Below are 16,995 nucleotides of genomic sequence, written 5' to 3' on the forward strand. Positions count from 1 at the left end.
GCAGACAAAATCAGGCTTTCTGGGAATCTGCAGTATCATTGTCCAGATATTTCCGAAACTCGTCCGTTGAAATCTTTAATTGATCTGCGGCAATCTCGACAGAGATATTTCCGGATCTGCAGAGAGATACCAGAATTTTGATCTGTCCCTCAGCTAATCCTCTGGCGTGTCCCTCGTTGATCACCTTTGTAAGAGCCTCATCCATCGTCTTCACCTTCCCTTTCTGTTCCGGATCGGCAAGAATAGTCTCGTATCTGTGATCACCGCTCATCACAGCGAGAAGCTTGAGGACGGCGTCGATGTGTCTGAGAATGGTCTTGTCATGGGGAACATAGTTTTTATTTTTGCGTTTTTCGGAAAAATACCTTGCCACAACACGAAAATCACTCTGGAACATGTTGATCTGCTCATCGGTCAGCCATGCGATTTCAAAAACATGGATATGGTAATCATTGACATAAGACTCCAGACCGTCCGGAATATCCATCAGTGCCTTAAGATTTTGTGGATACTGCCATCGTTTCTCTGTGCCAAAGTATAATACTAATGTGATCACCGGAGTGATCTGCTTTGCCTTGTACTGGCTGCGGTAGTTGGCACCTTCATAGCCAATGACGCGTACTGCCATCTGCTTCTCCGGTTCTGTCTGATGCTCCAGCCCCAGCAAAGCAATCTGGATCCTGCCGTCTGTCCATGCCTTGAGGATATCGCGTTCCTGCTCATGGAGTCTGGAGTCATCTGCCTTATAATGAGATACAGTTTTGGTGGATCGCAGGGAGTCCGGATGCACCCGTCTCTCGCCGTGAAACAACAGGACATTTACAATATCTGCAAAGACGTCCTCGTAATCTGCAAGCAGCTTTTCTGAAATATCTTTCTCTCCCAAATAGTGCTCCTTTCTGTAGAAAACAGCATATCCGGGGCATGTTGGAACTCAGAATGGAGTGTGATGAAAATATTGTGCAGAACAAGTTATTTTCGTATATTTTCCCTATTATATGCCGTTTTCGGTTAAAATTCAATAACAGAATCTAAGGTGTTTTGTTCATTGAAAATAAAATGAAATTTTGAAAGGTCAGATGAAAGCTTATTGATCTATACAGATTTCAAAGCTTTCCTATCAGATTATGTTTCTGAGAATGTATGATCGTTTTCTGACTTGCAATGATTGTAACACCCTGTTAAGGGAATGTCGAGAGGAAATGCTGGTTTTTCTTGATTTCGTCATTGTATATGATTTAATGTGAAAAACAGAGACAAATATTAGCTAAAAATAGAGAATTTGCCGTTTCAGACACGGCAGAGTCATAAAAATGCCGTGTCTGAGGCGTCATGCGCTTGCTACGGGAAAGGGTATATATTATACTAATGATGTTGGGATCGAAAGATATTTTATCCCCAACTGATGTAAAGAGAGTCTGATGGAAATGTTTATAGTGACCGGAGGGGAAACGTGCAAATTACAGATAAATTAATGAAACCATTGACAGAGGTAAAGTATCTAAATGCGGATAATGTCAGCAGATACCGTTGCATTATGCGCATTTTTTTTGATAATTATGAAAAACTTCACTATTGGCTTTATCAGGAGGATGTGTTTGAAGCATTAAAAAGAGATCCTCATTTTGAGGATTACCGGATGGAGCAATGCCAGCAGGATCTGGCGATGTTGACAGAGTGGAAAAATTTAAATACGATTCAGGATACCAGAAAAGTTGCTTCCATTGAGGAATTTAAAAACAAAAAGTTTCGTTATCAAATGTCAGAATATAGTGTTGAGATTGAGCGTCTGGTGATTCGTCTGGAGAATTTGTTTGTGGAGGGAGCTTCGCTGGAGCCGACACTTTTGGAACGTATCCGGCGGAATGTGGAACGATTTCCGGCAATGGCAGAGAAAGATACGGGGGAGGTATATACCTGGTGGACGGATCTGAATAATGATTTTGTACGGTTAAATCAGAATTATCAGGATTATATCCGGGATCTCAATAGCGTTAAAGCAGAGAAAATGATGCAGACAAAGGAATTTTTGGTATTTAAAGATCATCTGATTGATTATTTGAGGAATTTTATTAAGGGATTACAGCGAAATGTGGGGGCTATTGATGAGGAACTGCGTCTGCTTCCGGATGAAATAAAGCAACGGATTTTTGATAAGATAGTGGATTATGAATTATCGATTCCACGCATGGATGTTGAAGTTTCCCGTGGGAAAATATCGGAAAAAACGATAGGGCGTTATCAGAGTATTTATGACTGGTTTGTCCGGGAAAACGGACAGGAGAATGAAGCGGCGAAATTATTTGATGCAACAAATGATATTATACGAAGGATCACCAGATATGCGGCACAGATCAGTGAAAAGAATGCCATGGGAGCAAATCGGCGGGAAGAATACCGCAAGGTGGCAGAGATGTTTATGAAATGTAAAGATATCAGGGAGGCACATAAAATGTCAGCGATGGTCTTTGGACTGGAACAGCCGTTTCATATCAAAGGGGATCTGATCCGGGAGACCGATAGTATGAATCAAAGTGTGTATGAGGAAATGCCTCTTGATATCAAACTGAAACCGAGAGTGCGGACTTATCGGGAAAAGACAAACCGCAGTGCGATCCGGGAAAGTACAGAGGATAAGAAAGAGGCAAGAAAACGAATCCTGGAGAAGCAGAGGGAGGAAATGGAGAAGATTCAAGCGTTGGAACAGGATGGCCGGATTGATTTCGCTAATTTGCCGGTGATCGAGCCAAGGATTCGTGAGATTTTATTAAAATGGCTTTCCAATGCGGTGGAGGACAGCACTTCGATGGCGAGAACGGAAAGAGGCAGGAGATATTTTCTGGATCGGAGCAGAGAACAGGAAAAATGTGTGATTCATTGTGAAGATGGAAATCTGACCATGCCGCATTTTCAGATTGTGTTTCAGGAGGAAGTGAAGTAATGGAAGGTTTAGATACTCTTTTAAGAAAGCGATGGATTTTGAAAAGTGAGGACAAGGAATTATATTATAAGGTTCGGGATGAACTGGGAGAAATCCGCCAGTTTGCATCTGAAAAAATGGGGTGCCAGATTGTTGAAAATGCACTTTTAGTGAAAATGGAAAAGATTCCGTCTGTGGCAGAGGCTTTTATGGGGATTCAGGATTTCTCCTCACGGGAGGAATATGTGTTTATGTGTATTCTTCTTATGTTTCTGGAAGATAAAGATGCGCAGGATCAGTTTATCCTGTCACAGCTCACAGAGTACATTGCGTCGAATATGCCGGGTGAATCGGTTGACTGGACATTGTATACAAGCCGCAGACGATTGATCAGGGTTCTGCGTTATGCAGTAAAGCAGGGGATCCTCCGGATCACGGATGGCAGGGAGGATGCATTTGCGGACAATGCTGAGGGAGAAGTTTTGTATGAAAATACAGGAGCATCCCGTTATTTTATGAGAAGCTTTTCAAAAGATATCATGCAGTACACAAAACCAGAGGATTTTCAGGAAAGCGACTGGTTTGATATGGATGAAGAACGAGGAATTGCGAGAAGGCACAGAGTTTATAAAAGACTTTTGTTTTCGCCGGGGATATATTTTGAAAAAGGGTCGCAGGAGGATTTTGAATATTTAAAATATTACGGACGCAGACTCTCTGACGATCTGGAACGAATATTTGACTGTCATGTCCATATTCACCGGGGGAGTGCCTATCTGTTAGCCGGAGAGGAATGCAGGATCGGAAAGGACTTTCCGGGAAATAATGTGATTTCTGATATTATGCTGCTCTGTTTTTCAGTGATCCGGGAGAGGATTATAGAGGAAAAATGGAAGATTAATGCAGACGAGACCTGTGTTGTAGACCAGCCGGATTTTGAACGTATGATCAAAGAGGTTAAGCAGCGGTTTGGCAGTGGATTTACAAAAAATTACCGGGAAATGGCGGAGGGAGAATTTGTCCGGATTGTATCAGAAGCGATGGAAATGTGGATGTTTATTGAGCGCAGATCATCGAGAGAAGTTGTGATCTATCCGGCAGCAGGCAAGATACAGGGACATTATCCGAAAGATTATATGGGAGGGCAGACAGATGAACAGCAGATGGCAGGCAAATAAAATTGGTCTTGTAAATTTTTGGTATTATGATGAGCAGGAATTTCCTTTTGCAAAGGGAAGAATGTTGCTGAGGGGTTCCAACGGATCCGGCAAATCAGTTACGATGCAGAGTGTTGTGCCACTTTTATTGGATGGTAATGCAAGTCCGGAGAGGCTGGATCCCTTTGGGACGAGAGATCGTAAAATGAGTAATTATCTTTTGGAAGAGGATGACGATCGGGAAGAGCGCACCGGCTATCTGTATCTTGAGTTTCGTCGTCTGGAGAGTGAAGCGTATCTGACCATAGGAATGGGAATGCGTGCCAGACGAGGAAAACCGTTAGATAAGTGGTATTTTGCTATTACGGATAATCGTAGAGTGGGAAAGGACTTTCTGCTTTATAAGCAGACGGGAGAGAAGATCACATTATCGAAAAAAGAATTGGAAAATCGTATTGCAGAGGGTGGGAGAACCTTTGACCGTCAGCTTGAGTATATGGATTTTGTAAACCGTCAGGTATTTGGTTTTGATACCTTAGATGAATATAAGGAAATGATCGATCTGCTGATCCAGCTTCGAACACCAAAGCTGTCTAAGGATTTTAAACCGTCTGTGATCAATGAAATACTCAGTGACTCTTTGCAGCCTCTTTCTGATGAGGATCTGCGTCCAATGTCGGAAGCGATTGAAAACATGGACACTATGAATATGAACCTGAAGACGAGAGAAGGGGCAAAACAGGCGGCCGAAAAGATCAGCAGGGTGTTTGAAAGATATAACAAATTCACGCTGTACCAAAAAACGGACAAGCTATGGCAAAAAATAAATAAAGAAAAGTCCCTAAAAAATGAGGAGAAAGAGAAACAGGATCAGCTGGAGCAATGTCATAAAAAAGTGGCAGAATCAGAGGAGACACTTGTCAGAATGGCAGCAAAAAATGTTTCCATGCAGAAGGAACAGGAAACGTTGAACAGCAGTGATGCATTGAATCTGAAAAAAAGGGAAGCAGCACTGGAAAAGGAGATCACGGATTATCAAAATACCGTTAAGGAGAAAGAACAATTCCTGGAAACAAAAAAACAGAGATATTTTGAAATAAAGGAGCGAAGAAAAGAAGAAGAGAACCGAAAATATGAAAAAAGCCGGGAAATGAACCTGTTGTTGGAGGAAATGCAGTCAGAAGCAGAGGATATGGCATTTGAAGAACACGGTTTTTTTCAGAGTGAATTTTTGCAGCAATTGGAAAAGGAATATAAATTCGATACTTTACGAAAGCAGTTTTATGATACGAAGGAAAAGATTGAAAAAGCATTTCATATATTAGAACAGACCAATTTGTTGGATAGACAGGCGGATAAAATGACCATGAGCTGGGAACAGAAGGGACGGGAGGTGGATGCCTGCTGGAAACGGCAGAATGAAGTGGAAGCATTGCTGGTACAGGCAGAAAATGAGTGGAAGGAAGCTCTGTACCAATGGAGTGCCGGCAACCGGGAGCTTTGTCTGTCCAAAGAATTTGTGAACGAGATAAGCCGGTTTGCAGATTCGTATAACGGAGATTCTGATTTTGCCGGAATCCGTCAAAAGATTGGTGACCAATATTTGGGACAGCAGATGAGTCTGGAAAAAGAGCTGGATGGGTATCGTTGTCTTTTGGAAGAAAAGGAAGCATCTTATGAGGAGCTAAAAAAACAACTGCAGGAATGGGAGAATAAAAAGGAGCCCGAACCGGTTCGGAGTGAAGCTGTTTTAAAGAATCGGAAACGTTTGGAGGAGTTGGAAATTCCTTATCAGGAATTTTATAAGGTGATCGAATTTGGAACAGATATGAGTGACGAGGCACAGAATCGTCTGGAAGAGGCTTTGCTTCAGATGGGAATTCTGGATGCGGTTATTGTAGACGAGCAGTATCGTGATCAGGTGCTGGCATTTGCAGAGGGATGTGAGGACCGGTATTTGTTTTCCGGTGGAGCGCGAGCGGATCAGAGCCTTTTGGATGTGTTGGAATTGAATGAGGAACTCAATGACATCTTTTTTAACCAGAGGATCACCGGAATATTAAGTCATGTGGCATATGATGAAATGGATGCACTGTCTGTCCCGAAAACAGAACAGGGTAATATTGTGACTGTATCGCCGGATGGCTGTTATCGAGTGGGTGTGATCGCCGGTACGGTATCCGGAAATTATACGGCTCAGTTTATGGGAGTCAGAGCCAGAGAAAAGGCACGTCTGGCACGTATGGAAGAATGCAGACAGAATATGGAGATATTACTGCAGGAAAGAAAGAAATTTGAGAAAAGTATCCATTCTCTGGAATTGCGGCTTCAGAAGCTGAAGGAGGAATACGAAAAACTGCCGGCTGACACAGATATGAGGGCAGCGTGGAAGCTGTTAGATGAGGCGGTGAGAGAATATGACCGGGCAAAGCAGGAGGAAAAACGTCTGGAGGAGGAGCTGCAGAACCTGAAGGAACAGATTCGGATCATGAAGGAAGAAGCATTTATTCTCGCAAAAGCACTTTATCTGGATTGTACCTTTGCTGTGTTCCAACAGGCATTTGATGCGGCGGATGAATATAAAGATCATCTGATTAAGTTAAATGCAGCGCACGAAATATATCTTCACCGGGTACATAGTATAGAAAATCTGGAAGATCAGATGGAACAGCTTGATGGAGACCTGGATCAGATCCGTTATGACATTACGACGGCTCAAAGGGAATTTAACAAAAGGCAGGAAGAGTACCTTTCTGTGCAGAAGCAGCTTTTACTGACGGATTACGAACAGGTTAAGGAAAGACTGGATGAATGTGTGAAGTGGATTAATGAATATCCAATGATGGTTCAGAAATATGCAGAACAAAAGACGGAAAACCGCGAACAGGAAAAGCAGCTTTAAATGCAGTTGATGAGCTGCCGGGAACAATTAGAGCAGTGTATCAGACAGAAGGAATGGCTGAAAAGATGTTGGGAGGCAGAGTGGAAGCTGGGTTATGTATCGATGCCGGAAGAAATCGGATCAAATATCGAAAAAATGCATATGTATCTGGAAACTGATGCAAAGGACTGGGATCGCGATAGTATTGTGAGTCGGCTGAACCAGGTGTATTTTGAAAACAGAGCGTTTCTAAATGATTACCAGCTGACACAGCTTGAATTATTTACAGAGCTGGATGAGGATAGAACCGAAACAGATTTTACTGCAAAAAGACAGGATATTCAGGCACGATATAAAGGAGTAAAGATACCGTTTATCCAGCTTTTGGGACACTTGGAGGAGGATATTGAAGAACTGAAAAATCTGATCAGACAAGGAGACAGGGAGCTCTTTGAAGATATTCTGGCCAATACTGTCAGCCGCAAGATCCGCAGCCGGATCAATGCGTCTACGTCGTGGGTATCCAAAATGAATGATCTGATGGGAGGCATGAATACATCAAGCGGATTAAAGCTGAGTCTGCGCTGGAGAAGCAAAGTGGCAGAGAGCGAGGACCAGCTGGATACCAGGGAACTGGTGAATCTGTTGAAGAAGGATTACCGTTTGATGAGTGAGGAGGAAGCCTCTAAATTATCGCTTCATTTCCGTTCCAAAGTGGACGAAGCAAGAAGGCATGCAAGAGAAAGTGGTGGTATGGTTTCTTTTTATCAGGTGATGAAGGAGACATTAGATTACCGGAAATGGTTTGAATTTCAGCTGTATTCCCAAAAAACAGGAGAGAAACAGAAAGAGCTTACCAACAGTGTTTTTGGAACCTTTAGCGGAGGTGAGAAAGCAATGTCGATGTATGTACCATTATTTTCTGCTGTTGTTGCAAAATATGAGGGTGGCAGACCGGATGCCCCAAGGCTGATCTCATTAGATGAAGCATTTGCGGGGGTAGATAATCGTAATATTCGTGACATGTTTCGGCTGATGACAGAATTTTCCTTTAATTTTATTATCAATTCCCAGGTGCTTTGGGGAGACTGTGATACATTGGATGCATTGGCGATCTATCAGCTGGAGCGGCCGGAGAATGCAAAATTTGTCACAGTTATGCCATATTTATGGAACGGTCATTATAAGGAAAATCTGGAGGATGAGGAGTCCGTGGAGAGGAGAAGTGTAGAGCTTGGATAAGGAAAATCAATGTCTTAAATATTTTCATGGAAATCCGGTATGGGAGAAGGTTTTCAGGGGATTTTGGCATAAGTATTATTCTTATGGAAGGTTTTCAGGAACAGTAAAATTGAATCATTTGACAATGCCGGAAATTGAAGAATTAGAAGGATTTTTTGGGAAGAATTATCATGGACAGAAAAGTGTGTCCGTATCTTCGGAGAGATTCTGTAAAGCACTGTCTGAGAGCTGTTATTCCTTTATCACCCCGGAACGATTGCTGGAACTTTATTTTGGCATTAAACCGGTTGGAAAAAGTGAGCAGGAAGAAAAGAAGCAGAAACAGGTCGGCGAAGTGCTTGAAATGCTTCAGATACAATATGAGAATACGCCTATGTATGATTGGCTGGAAACTTTGACAAAACGGTTTCGGCTTTCTGAAAAAGAGGACATAGATCATTGGAAACGGAAGCTGGCTTTGGCTGCGGATATTTATAATGGATTGCCCTACCGCTGTGGCAGAACTCGATATCTGGCTGTTTTTGCTACGGAAATTACAGGAGATCCTCATGCCTTTGATGCCGGGAGCGAAGGTGGGAAGATATTGCAGGAGATGGTGGAACTGAATCTTGAGAATCGGGGTATTGTATTAGAGGAAAACAAAATCTTTCCTGCATATAAAAGACAGAAGGGTTTTTTGCATGTGGGTATTTTGATAGATGAGGTTTCAAATTATGTTATGCTTGCCGGTGTGAACATACGCAAGGTGAATGGTGATATTCATGCAGGGATGCATGGGTTTTGTATGGAGCAGGACATGGTTCAGATTCCGCTGGCATCTATGGTAGGGTGGAAGGAAATTATATGTCCACAAAATAAGTTGTTTATTGTGGAAAATCCATCGGTATTTGCAATGCTTTGTGAAAATAATCCGGAAAATTATGCTTTTATGTGCATGAATGGCCAGCCCCGGCTGGCAGGTCTGAATGTATTGGAACTTTGTGGTGTGTCTGGTGTGGAAGTATATTATGCCGGTGATTTTGATCCGGAAGGATTGCTGATCGCACAGAAGCTGCATGATTTTTATAGTGGAGCATTTCATTACTGGCATTTAACGGTAGAGGATTATATGGAATGCAGATCGGATCGACAGATCAGTACAAAAAGATTGAAAGCACTGGATAAAATTGTTGATCCAGTGCTTCAATCGGTGGCTGTCAGGGTAAAGAAATTGCAGACAGCCGGTTATCAGGAGGGATTAGTAAAAAGATATCAGGAGGATATTTTACAGCTCTGTTGATATCAGTTCAAAGGTGATACTGTGCATTTTCAAACCGCCCTGTGCAAAGAAGAGGCGCAGATTGGTATATTTGGAGAAAAGCGGAATATCTGTTTCAAAGGAAACAGGGAGTCCGTTTGTGCCGTTCCAGGTAAATGTCCCATATGCTGTACCCAGACTGAAAAGGGTGACTGGAATTTGCGCTACCTCACTCTGCGTAGAGCTGGCGGTAAGGGTCATTCTGTATTTTCCCATAGTTTTTATATCGAGGCCAAAGCTATGGTTTGTCCCTTTATCGGTGCAGATGTCTTCCAGATTGATCGTGAGATTTCCGTCGAGTTCATAGAATTTCACGGAGGATTCGTCAACATCAGATTCATCTGCCGGCCGGTTGATAATATCAATTTTTGTTTCGGTGCCTTCCAGACGCGCCATGGCCTGTGTATTCATAAGAAAACGACAGATATTCGCAGCATTTCTCTGAAGCTCACTGCGCTGCAGAGTACCATTTTCCAAAGAGGCAAGAATATTATCATCATTTTCTGCACCAATGGCACATACCATATATACATCATTTTGGGCGATCGCCATAGCGGCAAAATCTGACTTATCCACTGCCTGGCCGCGGCGGTTGATGTTGGCCCACCAGTCTGTCATGGTAAAGCCGGTAAAACCCCAGTCGTTTCGCAGGATCTGTGTCGTCAGATCAAAGCTGCCGGCTGTCCAGACTCCGTTAATTGGTCCATAGGTGGTCATAACAGAATCGGCATGTCCTTCTTTGACAGCGATTTCAAAGCCCTTCAGATAAATCTCTCTCAGAGCACGCTCAGAGATGACGCCGTTGGTATCATGACGGTTCGTTTCCTGATTATTTCCACAGAAGTGCTTGATGGTTCCGGTGACGCCGGACTGATGGAGTCCATGAAGCTGAGCCGATGCAATGGTTCCGGTCAGATAAGGATCTTCCGAAAAATATTCAAAGTTTCTGCCGTTTAATGGGTGACGGTGAATATTCATTCCTGGTCCCAGAAGACAATCGACCTTGTTTGCGATCATTTCAAGACCGGTCAGGGCAAAGAGTTCTGTGAGAAGTGTCCGATTAAAGGTACACGCCATCATTGTGCCGTTTGGCAGACTGAATGCTTTGGTGCCGCAGTCAAGACGCATACCGGAAGGACCATCATCGCAGCAGCCACAAGGAACGCCAAGGGCTTCCAGTTCTTGGGAAACACCGCCGAATGCGGAAGCGGTACCGGCAGTTACCCTTGGGCTGTTCATTCCCTCTCCGCGGATCACGCAGGCGAGATCATAATCGGTCATCTGTGCAATAAATTCTTCCATGGTGTGGGTGCCTTTTCGGACATCACAGAGGCGGATTCCACGATCACCGGTAAAAGGTATTTCCTTCGGAAGATTTTCAAGACGGCGTTTTGTCTCATCTACCTCAGAAAGAGGAACCGGTTCCATCTGTGGTTCGTATCCGTCTGTTGACAGTACCGGTTTTATGCGTTCAAATGCCTCTACGGGAGCAAGAGCCTGTTGGTGGCTGGAAATCACAAGTGTACCATTTTGTGTACAGGTATATGTTTTCACGGCATGCCGGACATCTGTTCCTACATAGAAATGATAGTCTCCTTCTTCCAGAATAAAGCAGTGAGCATGGCCGGAAATGCCGGAGTCATCATAGGATGCAGTCTGGGTCTTGCTGACAGAGATGGTCACAGTCTGGGATTCGCCCGGTGACAGTGTATTTGTCTTTTCGTAGCCACACAATACACGGACCGGTTTGCCGAGTTTGCCCTGAGGTGCTTCGCAGTAGATCTGCACAACTTCTTTGCCGGAGCAGCTTCCGGTATTGGTGACGGTTATAATAAAGTCCCATTTGTCGGACAGCTCCATGATGTCGTTTGTCTTAATCTGAAAAGTGGTATAAGAGAGTCCGAAACCGAAAGGATACAATACCTTATCCGGGGCAAATGTTTCAAAATAGCGGTATCCCACATAGATATCCTCGGAATAAAAATTTCGCACAGGATCTCCGAAGTAAGGAGCGGATGGATAATCTTCAACATGTTTTGCAATGGTATCTGTCAGCTTGCCGCATGGACTGATTTTGCCGGTCAGAACATCCGCTGTGCCGGTACCGCCTGTCATTCCGCCCTGCCATACATATAAAATAGCGTCGGGGGCAATCTCCAGAAGCTCATTCATATCAATAATATTTCCCACGTTTAACAGGACGATCATTTTTGAAAAATGGCGGCGTATGGTGGTGAGCATTTGTTTCTCGTCAGAAGATAAAAGGAAGGAACCTTCTGTGAGGGAATTGTCCTGTTCCTCCCCGGCGGTACGACCGATCACTGCAATGGCCGTCTGACAGCGTTTGGCAGCGCGGGCGGCAAGAGAGTCCTCCAGAGGCATTTCCTTCTGGGACCATGGTTCTTTGCCCCAGCCGTCTCCGAGGTCAAAGGGATTTTCATTATCCCATTTATGGTACACATCCAAGAGTTCCTGATTTAATTTTATGCCGCTTTCCTGCAGACCATCTACAATATTTGTTACCTTGGAAACATTAACCATGCCGCCGGAGCCGGTACCGCTTTTATAATAATGAAACTGAATCCGGCCAAATAATGCAATCTCCTCATGGGGCTTCAAAGGAAGAGCCTGATGCTCATTTTTCAGCATCACAATTCCCTCGGAAACTACCTGGGCCGCTGTTTTCAGATATTTGTCCCAGTCAAGTGTTTTTGTTGTCTGTATCATAAAATAACCTTACCTTTCTTGCTTGTATTTCCACAGCAATGCAAATGCGGTGCAGCACCTGCAATAGAATCTCATATCATCTTATCTGTAACCCTCCGTATGGTCAAGGAAAAACAAAATAATTTACTGAAAATTAACATATTACCCTCATTTAAATTATTATTATTCAGTATTTCATTCATATATTGTATTTGTGCCGGTTTTACGGTATGATTTTGTCTATATATGTCGCAGAGCCGAAGTGCTGGTCAATATAACATTTGTATCTGCGGCATGGGACAACATGTGTAAACTGGAAGGAGGAATGTATGACAAATTACATATTGATCGTTACGGTGATCATCTTATTGTGCCTGTTTCTAAATAAGCTTTCTTCAAGGCTTGGTATTCCGGTGCTTCTGGCATTTATCCTGCTGGGGATGCTTTTTGGAACAGATGGCCTGCTAAAGATTTCTTTTGATAATTACAGGATCGCGGAGGAAATCTGTACGGTTTCTTTGATATTTATTATGTTTTACGGTGGTTTTGGCACCAACTGGAAACAGGCGAAGCCTGTGGCGGGAAAGGCGGTATTGCTCTCGACACTGGGGGTACTTTTGACAGCCGTGGCTACCGGATTATTCTGCTATGGTGTTCTTCATTTCCGGTTCTGGGAAAGTATGCTGATCGGTGCGGTTTTAAGTTCTACCGATGCTGCTTCGGTATTTTCAATTCTTCGTTCCAAACAGCTCAATTTAAAGGACAATACTGCGTCTATGCTGGAAATGGAAAGCGGAAGTAATGATCCGTGTTCTTATATGCTGACCGTGATCATTCTGGCAGTGATGAAGGGAGGCTTTACCGGAGGAAGTCTGGTGCGTCTGGTGGTGCTGCAGCTTGTATTTGGTGTTGTCGTGGGAGTCATCGTGGCAGCGTTTGGCGCCTGGGTGCTGTCACAGATGAAAAATACCAGTGATGGTGTGGATACGATCTTTGTGTTTAGTATGGCGCTGCTTGCGTATGCCGGGGCAGCTGTACTGGGGGGCAATGGATATCTGTCCACATATCTGGCAGGATTGATTTTGGGAAATCGCCCGCTTCATAATAAAAAGTCATTGGTGCATTTCTTTGACGGCCTGACCGGTCTGATGCAGATGCTGATCTTTTTCCTGCTGGGGCTTCTGGCGTTTCCGTCCGCCCTGCCGGGGATCATTCCGGTGGCATTTGCCATTGCGTTATTTCTGACATTTGTGGCAAGACCGGTTTCGGTATTTGCTATTCTGACGCCATTTCGCTGTTCGGTGCGCCAGCAGCTTCTGGTTGCGTGGTCGGGACTTCGAGGGGCGGCATCCATTGTTTTTGCTATTCTGGCAACAGTTGATCCGGCATATACCAAAAATGATCTCTTTCATATTGTAATATTTATTGTACTGTTTTCTATTAGTATTCAGGGATCGTTGCTGGGGATTATGGCACGGAAGCTGGACATGATCGATGACAGGAATAATGTTATGAAGACCTTCAGTGATTACTCGGAGGAGGTGCCGGTGGAGTTTGTAAAGATTGTGATCAAGAAGGATCATCCATGGGCCGGAAGAATGATCAAGGATGTCACATCCCTTCCGGATCTGCTGCTTGTGTTGATCCTGCGTGGGGAGGAACGGATTGTGCCAAAGGGGGATACCGTGATCCTGGAAGGGGATCGGATCGTACTTAGTGCATTGTCGCCGGAGGAGCATTTAGGACTGTATCTGTCAGAAATTTCCATTGACAAGGAAAGTCCCTGGATCGGCCTGCCTCTTTCAAAAGTGAAACTGGAGGAAGGAAGCCTCGTGCTTGTATTGATGCGGGAGGACCGGGTGAAAATACCAAATGGCAATACAGTGATCCGTGAAAATGATATTCTTGTGGTGAGTCAGGTGTGAATTTCATTTGAAATATAATCCTGCAAAAAATTAAAAAAATATAAAATTAGATGGCGAGGGTGGTTATTGATAAAAAACAATCAATAAGCACTCTTGTCTTTTGAAGAAAAAAAGTGTATAAAGAGGGGTAAACAAAAAGATGATATATGAAACAAGAAGTTTCTAACAGAGAATAGGAGGCATAATTATGTTAGATTGTTTGAAGAAGATTGATAAGGTAAAGACAGGCGTTTTTGCAGCAGGTGTATTGTTTGGGACAGCAGGCGTTAAGATCCTTGCAAGTGATGATGCCAAGAAGCTTTATACAAACTGTACTGCAGCAGTTCTTCGTGCGAAGGAGTGCATCCTGAAGACAGCAGCAACTGTTCAGGAAAATGCAGAGGATATTTATGCAGAGGCAAAGCAGATCAATGAGGATCGTGCAGCTCAGGCAGAGGAGTTCGAGGACGAGGCTGTTGAGGATGAGTCTTTTGAGAAAGTAACAGAAGAGTAATGGATGAAACGGGGAATTTAAATGAAATTTCAAATTAAACATGAAATTAAGGGAAGGATCCGTATTCATGTCATACAGAAAAGAATGACCTTTGCCCAGGCAGACACACTTCAATATTATCTGACGGGCTATGATTTTATTCAGAATGTAAAGATTCAGGAGAGAACCTGTGATGCAACCATCCGTTTTCAGGGAGACAGAGAAGATGTGATACACGCATTACGTCGGTTCTCCTATGAGCGCATCGAGGTGCCGGAGGATTTTATTAAGAATTCCGGGCGGGAAATGAACCGTTTTTACTGGGATAAGTTAATGGATCAGGTCATCTTACATTACGGAACCAAAATTTTTCTGCCAATGTCAGTAAGGGCTGGGATTGCCACCGTGAAGTCGGTAAAGTATATCTGGGAAGGCTTATGTACTCTGGCCAGGGGCAGGATAGAGGTGCCGGTTCTGGATGGTACGGCGGTCGGTGTATCTGTTTTTCGTGGAGATTATGCCACAGCAAGCTCTGTGATGTTCCTTCTGGGGATTGGAGAGATTCTGGAGGAGTGGACCCACAAGAAATCCGTTGGAGATCTTGCGCGCAGCATGTCTCTGAATATCAGCAAGGTCTGGGTATTGCGGGATGGCAGAGAAGAGCTGAAGGAGGTTACTTCCGTGCAGACGGGAGATCAGGTTGTGATCCATATGGGCAATGTGATCCCGTTTGACGGTGATGTGGTTGGCGGAGAGGCTATGGTCAATCAGGCATCCCTGACCGGAGAGTCCAACCCGGTGCGCAAAGCAGAGGGCGGCTATGCCTATGCAGGCACTGTTGTGGAAGAAGGCGAGATTACCATCCGGGCCAGGGAGGTCAACGGTTCCAGCAAGTATGAAAAGATCATGACTATGATCGAGGAATCTGAAAAGCTGAAATCATCTCTGGAGGGCAAGGCAGCACATCTGGCAGACCGTCTGGTTCCGTACACTTTTGCAGGGACAGGTCTTGTCTGGCTGCTTACACGTAATGCAACGAAGGCGTTGTCTGTTCTGATGGTAGATTTTTCATGTGCATTAAAGCTTGCCATGCCGCTGACTGTATTGTCAGCGATCCGCGAGGCAAGTACATATGATATTACGGTTAAGGGCGGAAAATATCTGGAGGCAATGGCAGAGGCAGATACGATAGTATTTGACAAAACCGGAACACTGACAAAGGCGCAGCCTACCGTAGTGGACGTGATTTCCTTTAACGGACAGTCATCCGATGAGCTTCTCCGGATCGCAGCCTGTCTGGAAGAGCATTTTCCTCATTCCATGGCAAAGGCGGTTGTCAATAAGGCAATAGAACGCAATCTGGTTCATGAGGAGCTTCATTCAAAGGTAGAATATATTGTCGCCCACGGCATTTATTCGACACTGGAGGGCAGGAAGATCATCATCGGCAGCCATCATTTCGTATTTGAGGATGAGAATGCAAAGGTGCCGGAGGATAAAAAGCAGCTTTTTGAGGAACTTCCGGAGCAGTATTCTCATTTGTATATGGCGATTGACGGACTGCTTGCGGCGGTAATCTGTATCGAAGATCCGCTTCGTAAGGAAGCACCGGAGGTCATCCGGCGGTTGAAGAAGTACGGCATCTCCAAGGTGGTTATGATGACGGGAGACAGTGACCGGATCGCATCGACGATCGCCGATAAGGTGGGCGTGGATGAGTATTATTCCGAGGTGCTGCCGGAGGATAAGGCAAAGTTTGTGGAAAATGAAAAGAATGCCGGACGAAAGGTTATTATGATTGGAGACGGTATCAATGATTCTCCTGCGTTGTCCGAGGCAAATGTTGGTATTGCCATCAGTGATGGGGCAGAGATTGCCAGAGAGATCGCAGATGTGACGATCAGTGCAGATAATCTTTATGAGATTGCGACATTGAAGCAGCTCAGTGATGCGATGGTGCGCAGGATCAATACAAATTATCGTTTGATCGTCGGTATCAATACAGGCCTGATCGTACTTGGCATCGCCGGTGTATTCCAGCCGACTATGTCAGCACTGTTCCATAATACTTCTACGATTCTGATCAGTTTGAAGAGCATGAATAATCTGCTGGATCAGGAACCGGTGGAAGAAATCAAATAGAAAAGACAAAAATATTATAAACGAAAATTATAAAATTAAAATATAACTTATTGCAATGGCGCAATCGTGGTATATTTGCGCCGTAATGGGTTATATTTTTTTTGTATAAATGCTTATAATACAGAGGAAAGCAGGGGCAGTCACCCTGCAATAAAAAATGAATATAGATTTTATAAAAGTTATCTGCTATAATGAGACATACAGTATCGTTGTTTTGGTAAAATCTATTGACTTCTTATGTGAAGAGAGCAAG

The 16,995-nt window shown here is 44.0% G+C and carries 10 protein-coding genes; 8 read left to right on the forward strand and 2 right to left on the reverse strand.

Translation table 11 applies throughout. The annotated features are described in order from the left end of the window. Positions 1-10: 10 nt before the first annotated feature. The gene (locus H8704_RS09350; protein ID WP_249298085.1) at positions 11-886 is read right to left on the reverse strand and encodes an Rpn family recombination-promoting nuclease/putative transposase; all 876 of its coding nucleotides are present in this window, start codon (positions 884-886) and stop codon (positions 11-13) included. 567 nt (positions 887-1,453) lie between these two features. On the opposite strand from H8704_RS09350, the gene H8704_RS09355 reads away from it, so the two are divergent. Genes H8704_RS09355 through H8704_RS09375 form a run of 5 tightly spaced genes read left to right on the forward strand, consistent with a single transcriptional unit; the run spans position 1,454 to position 9,479 of the window. Beyond that, positions 1,454-2,941, forward strand: a complete 1,488-nt coding sequence (locus tag H8704_RS09355) for a TIGR02677 family protein (RefSeq protein ID WP_249298086.1) — start codon at positions 1,454-1,456, stop codon at positions 2,939-2,941. Then, a complete protein-coding gene (locus tag H8704_RS09360) occupies positions 2,941-4,098 on the forward strand; it encodes a TIGR02678 family protein (protein ID WP_118678296.1) in 1,158 nt (385 codons plus the stop codon). Before H8704_RS09355 ends, H8704_RS09360 begins: the two co-directional genes overlap by 1 nt. Then, positions 4,073-6,979: a TIGR02680 family protein gene (locus H8704_RS09365; protein WP_249298087.1), complete on the forward strand. Its 2,907-nt coding sequence runs from the start codon at positions 4,073-4,075 to the stop codon at positions 6,977-6,979. Before H8704_RS09360 ends, H8704_RS09365 begins: the two co-directional genes overlap by 26 nt. Further along, positions 6,980-8,200, forward strand: coding sequence for an SbcC/MukB-like Walker B domain-containing protein (locus tag H8704_RS14605; RefSeq protein ID WP_249298088.1), 1,221 nt, complete (start codon positions 6,980-6,982; stop codon positions 8,198-8,200). Then, entirely contained in the window at positions 8,193-9,479 is a 1,287-nt protein-coding gene (locus H8704_RS09375; RefSeq protein WP_249298089.1) for a TIGR02679 domain-containing protein, read from the forward strand. Before H8704_RS14605 ends, H8704_RS09375 begins: the two co-directional genes overlap by 8 nt. Here the strand turns inward: H8704_RS09375 and H8704_RS09380 are convergent. After that, positions 9,465-12,224 carry a glycoside hydrolase family 3 C-terminal domain-containing protein gene (locus H8704_RS09380; RefSeq protein WP_249298090.1) on the reverse strand — a complete coding sequence of 920 codons (2,760 nt, stop codon included), beginning with the start codon at positions 12,222-12,224 and terminating at the stop codon, positions 9,465-9,467. The two genes, H8704_RS09375 and H8704_RS09380, sit on opposite strands and share 15 nt — an antisense overlap. A 308-nt stretch (positions 12,225-12,532) precedes the next feature. On the opposite strand from H8704_RS09380, the gene H8704_RS09385 reads away from it, so the two are divergent. The 3 genes from H8704_RS09385 to H8704_RS09395 all read left to right on the forward strand — a co-directional run bounded on the left by H8704_RS09385 (position 12,533) and on the right by H8704_RS09395 (position 16,742). Continuing rightward, a complete protein-coding gene (locus tag H8704_RS09385; protein ID WP_249298091.1) occupies positions 12,533-14,128 on the forward strand; it encodes a potassium/proton antiporter in 1,596 nt (531 codons plus the stop codon). A gap of 187 nt (positions 14,129-14,315) precedes the next feature. Further along, a complete protein-coding gene (locus tag H8704_RS09390) occupies positions 14,316-14,621 on the forward strand; it encodes a DUF6110 family protein (RefSeq protein WP_022464629.1) in 306 nt (101 codons plus the stop codon). A gap of 21 nt (positions 14,622-14,642) precedes the next feature. After that, on the forward strand, positions 14,643-16,742 hold the full coding sequence (locus H8704_RS09395; RefSeq protein WP_249298092.1) for a heavy metal translocating P-type ATPase: 2,100 nt from the start codon (positions 14,643-14,645) through the stop codon (positions 16,740-16,742). Positions 16,743-16,995: the final 253 nt, after the last annotated feature.

Source organism: Jutongia huaianensis (assembly GCF_014384985.1).
GTDB lineage: Bacteria > Bacillota > Clostridia > Lachnospirales > Lachnospiraceae > Jutongia > Jutongia huaianensis.

Bases quoted from the DNA above. Each gene is read 5' to 3' on its own strand.
- H8704_RS09360 (WP_118678296.1), top strand. From the start codon at position 2,941: ATGGAAGGTTTAGATACTCTTTTAAGAAAGCGATGGATTTTGAAAAGT.
- H8704_RS09365 (WP_249298087.1), top strand. From the start codon at position 4,073: ATGAACAGCAGATGGCAGGCAAATAAAATTGGTCTTGTAAATTTTTGG.
- H8704_RS14605 (WP_249298088.1), top strand. From the start codon at position 6,980: ATGCAGTTGATGAGCTGCCGGGAACAATTAGAGCAGTGTATCAGACAG.
- H8704_RS09380 (WP_249298090.1), bottom strand. From the start codon at position 12,224: ATGATACAGACAACAAAAACACTTGACTGGGACAAATATCTGAAAACA.
- H8704_RS09385 (WP_249298091.1), top strand. From the start codon at position 12,533: ATGACAAATTACATATTGATCGTTACGGTGATCATCTTATTGTGCCTG.
- H8704_RS09390 (WP_022464629.1), top strand. From the start codon at position 14,316: ATGTTAGATTGTTTGAAGAAGATTGATAAGGTAAAGACAGGCGTTTTT.
- H8704_RS09395 (WP_249298092.1), top strand. From the start codon at position 14,643: ATGAAATTTCAAATTAAACATGAAATTAAGGGAAGGATCCGTATTCAT.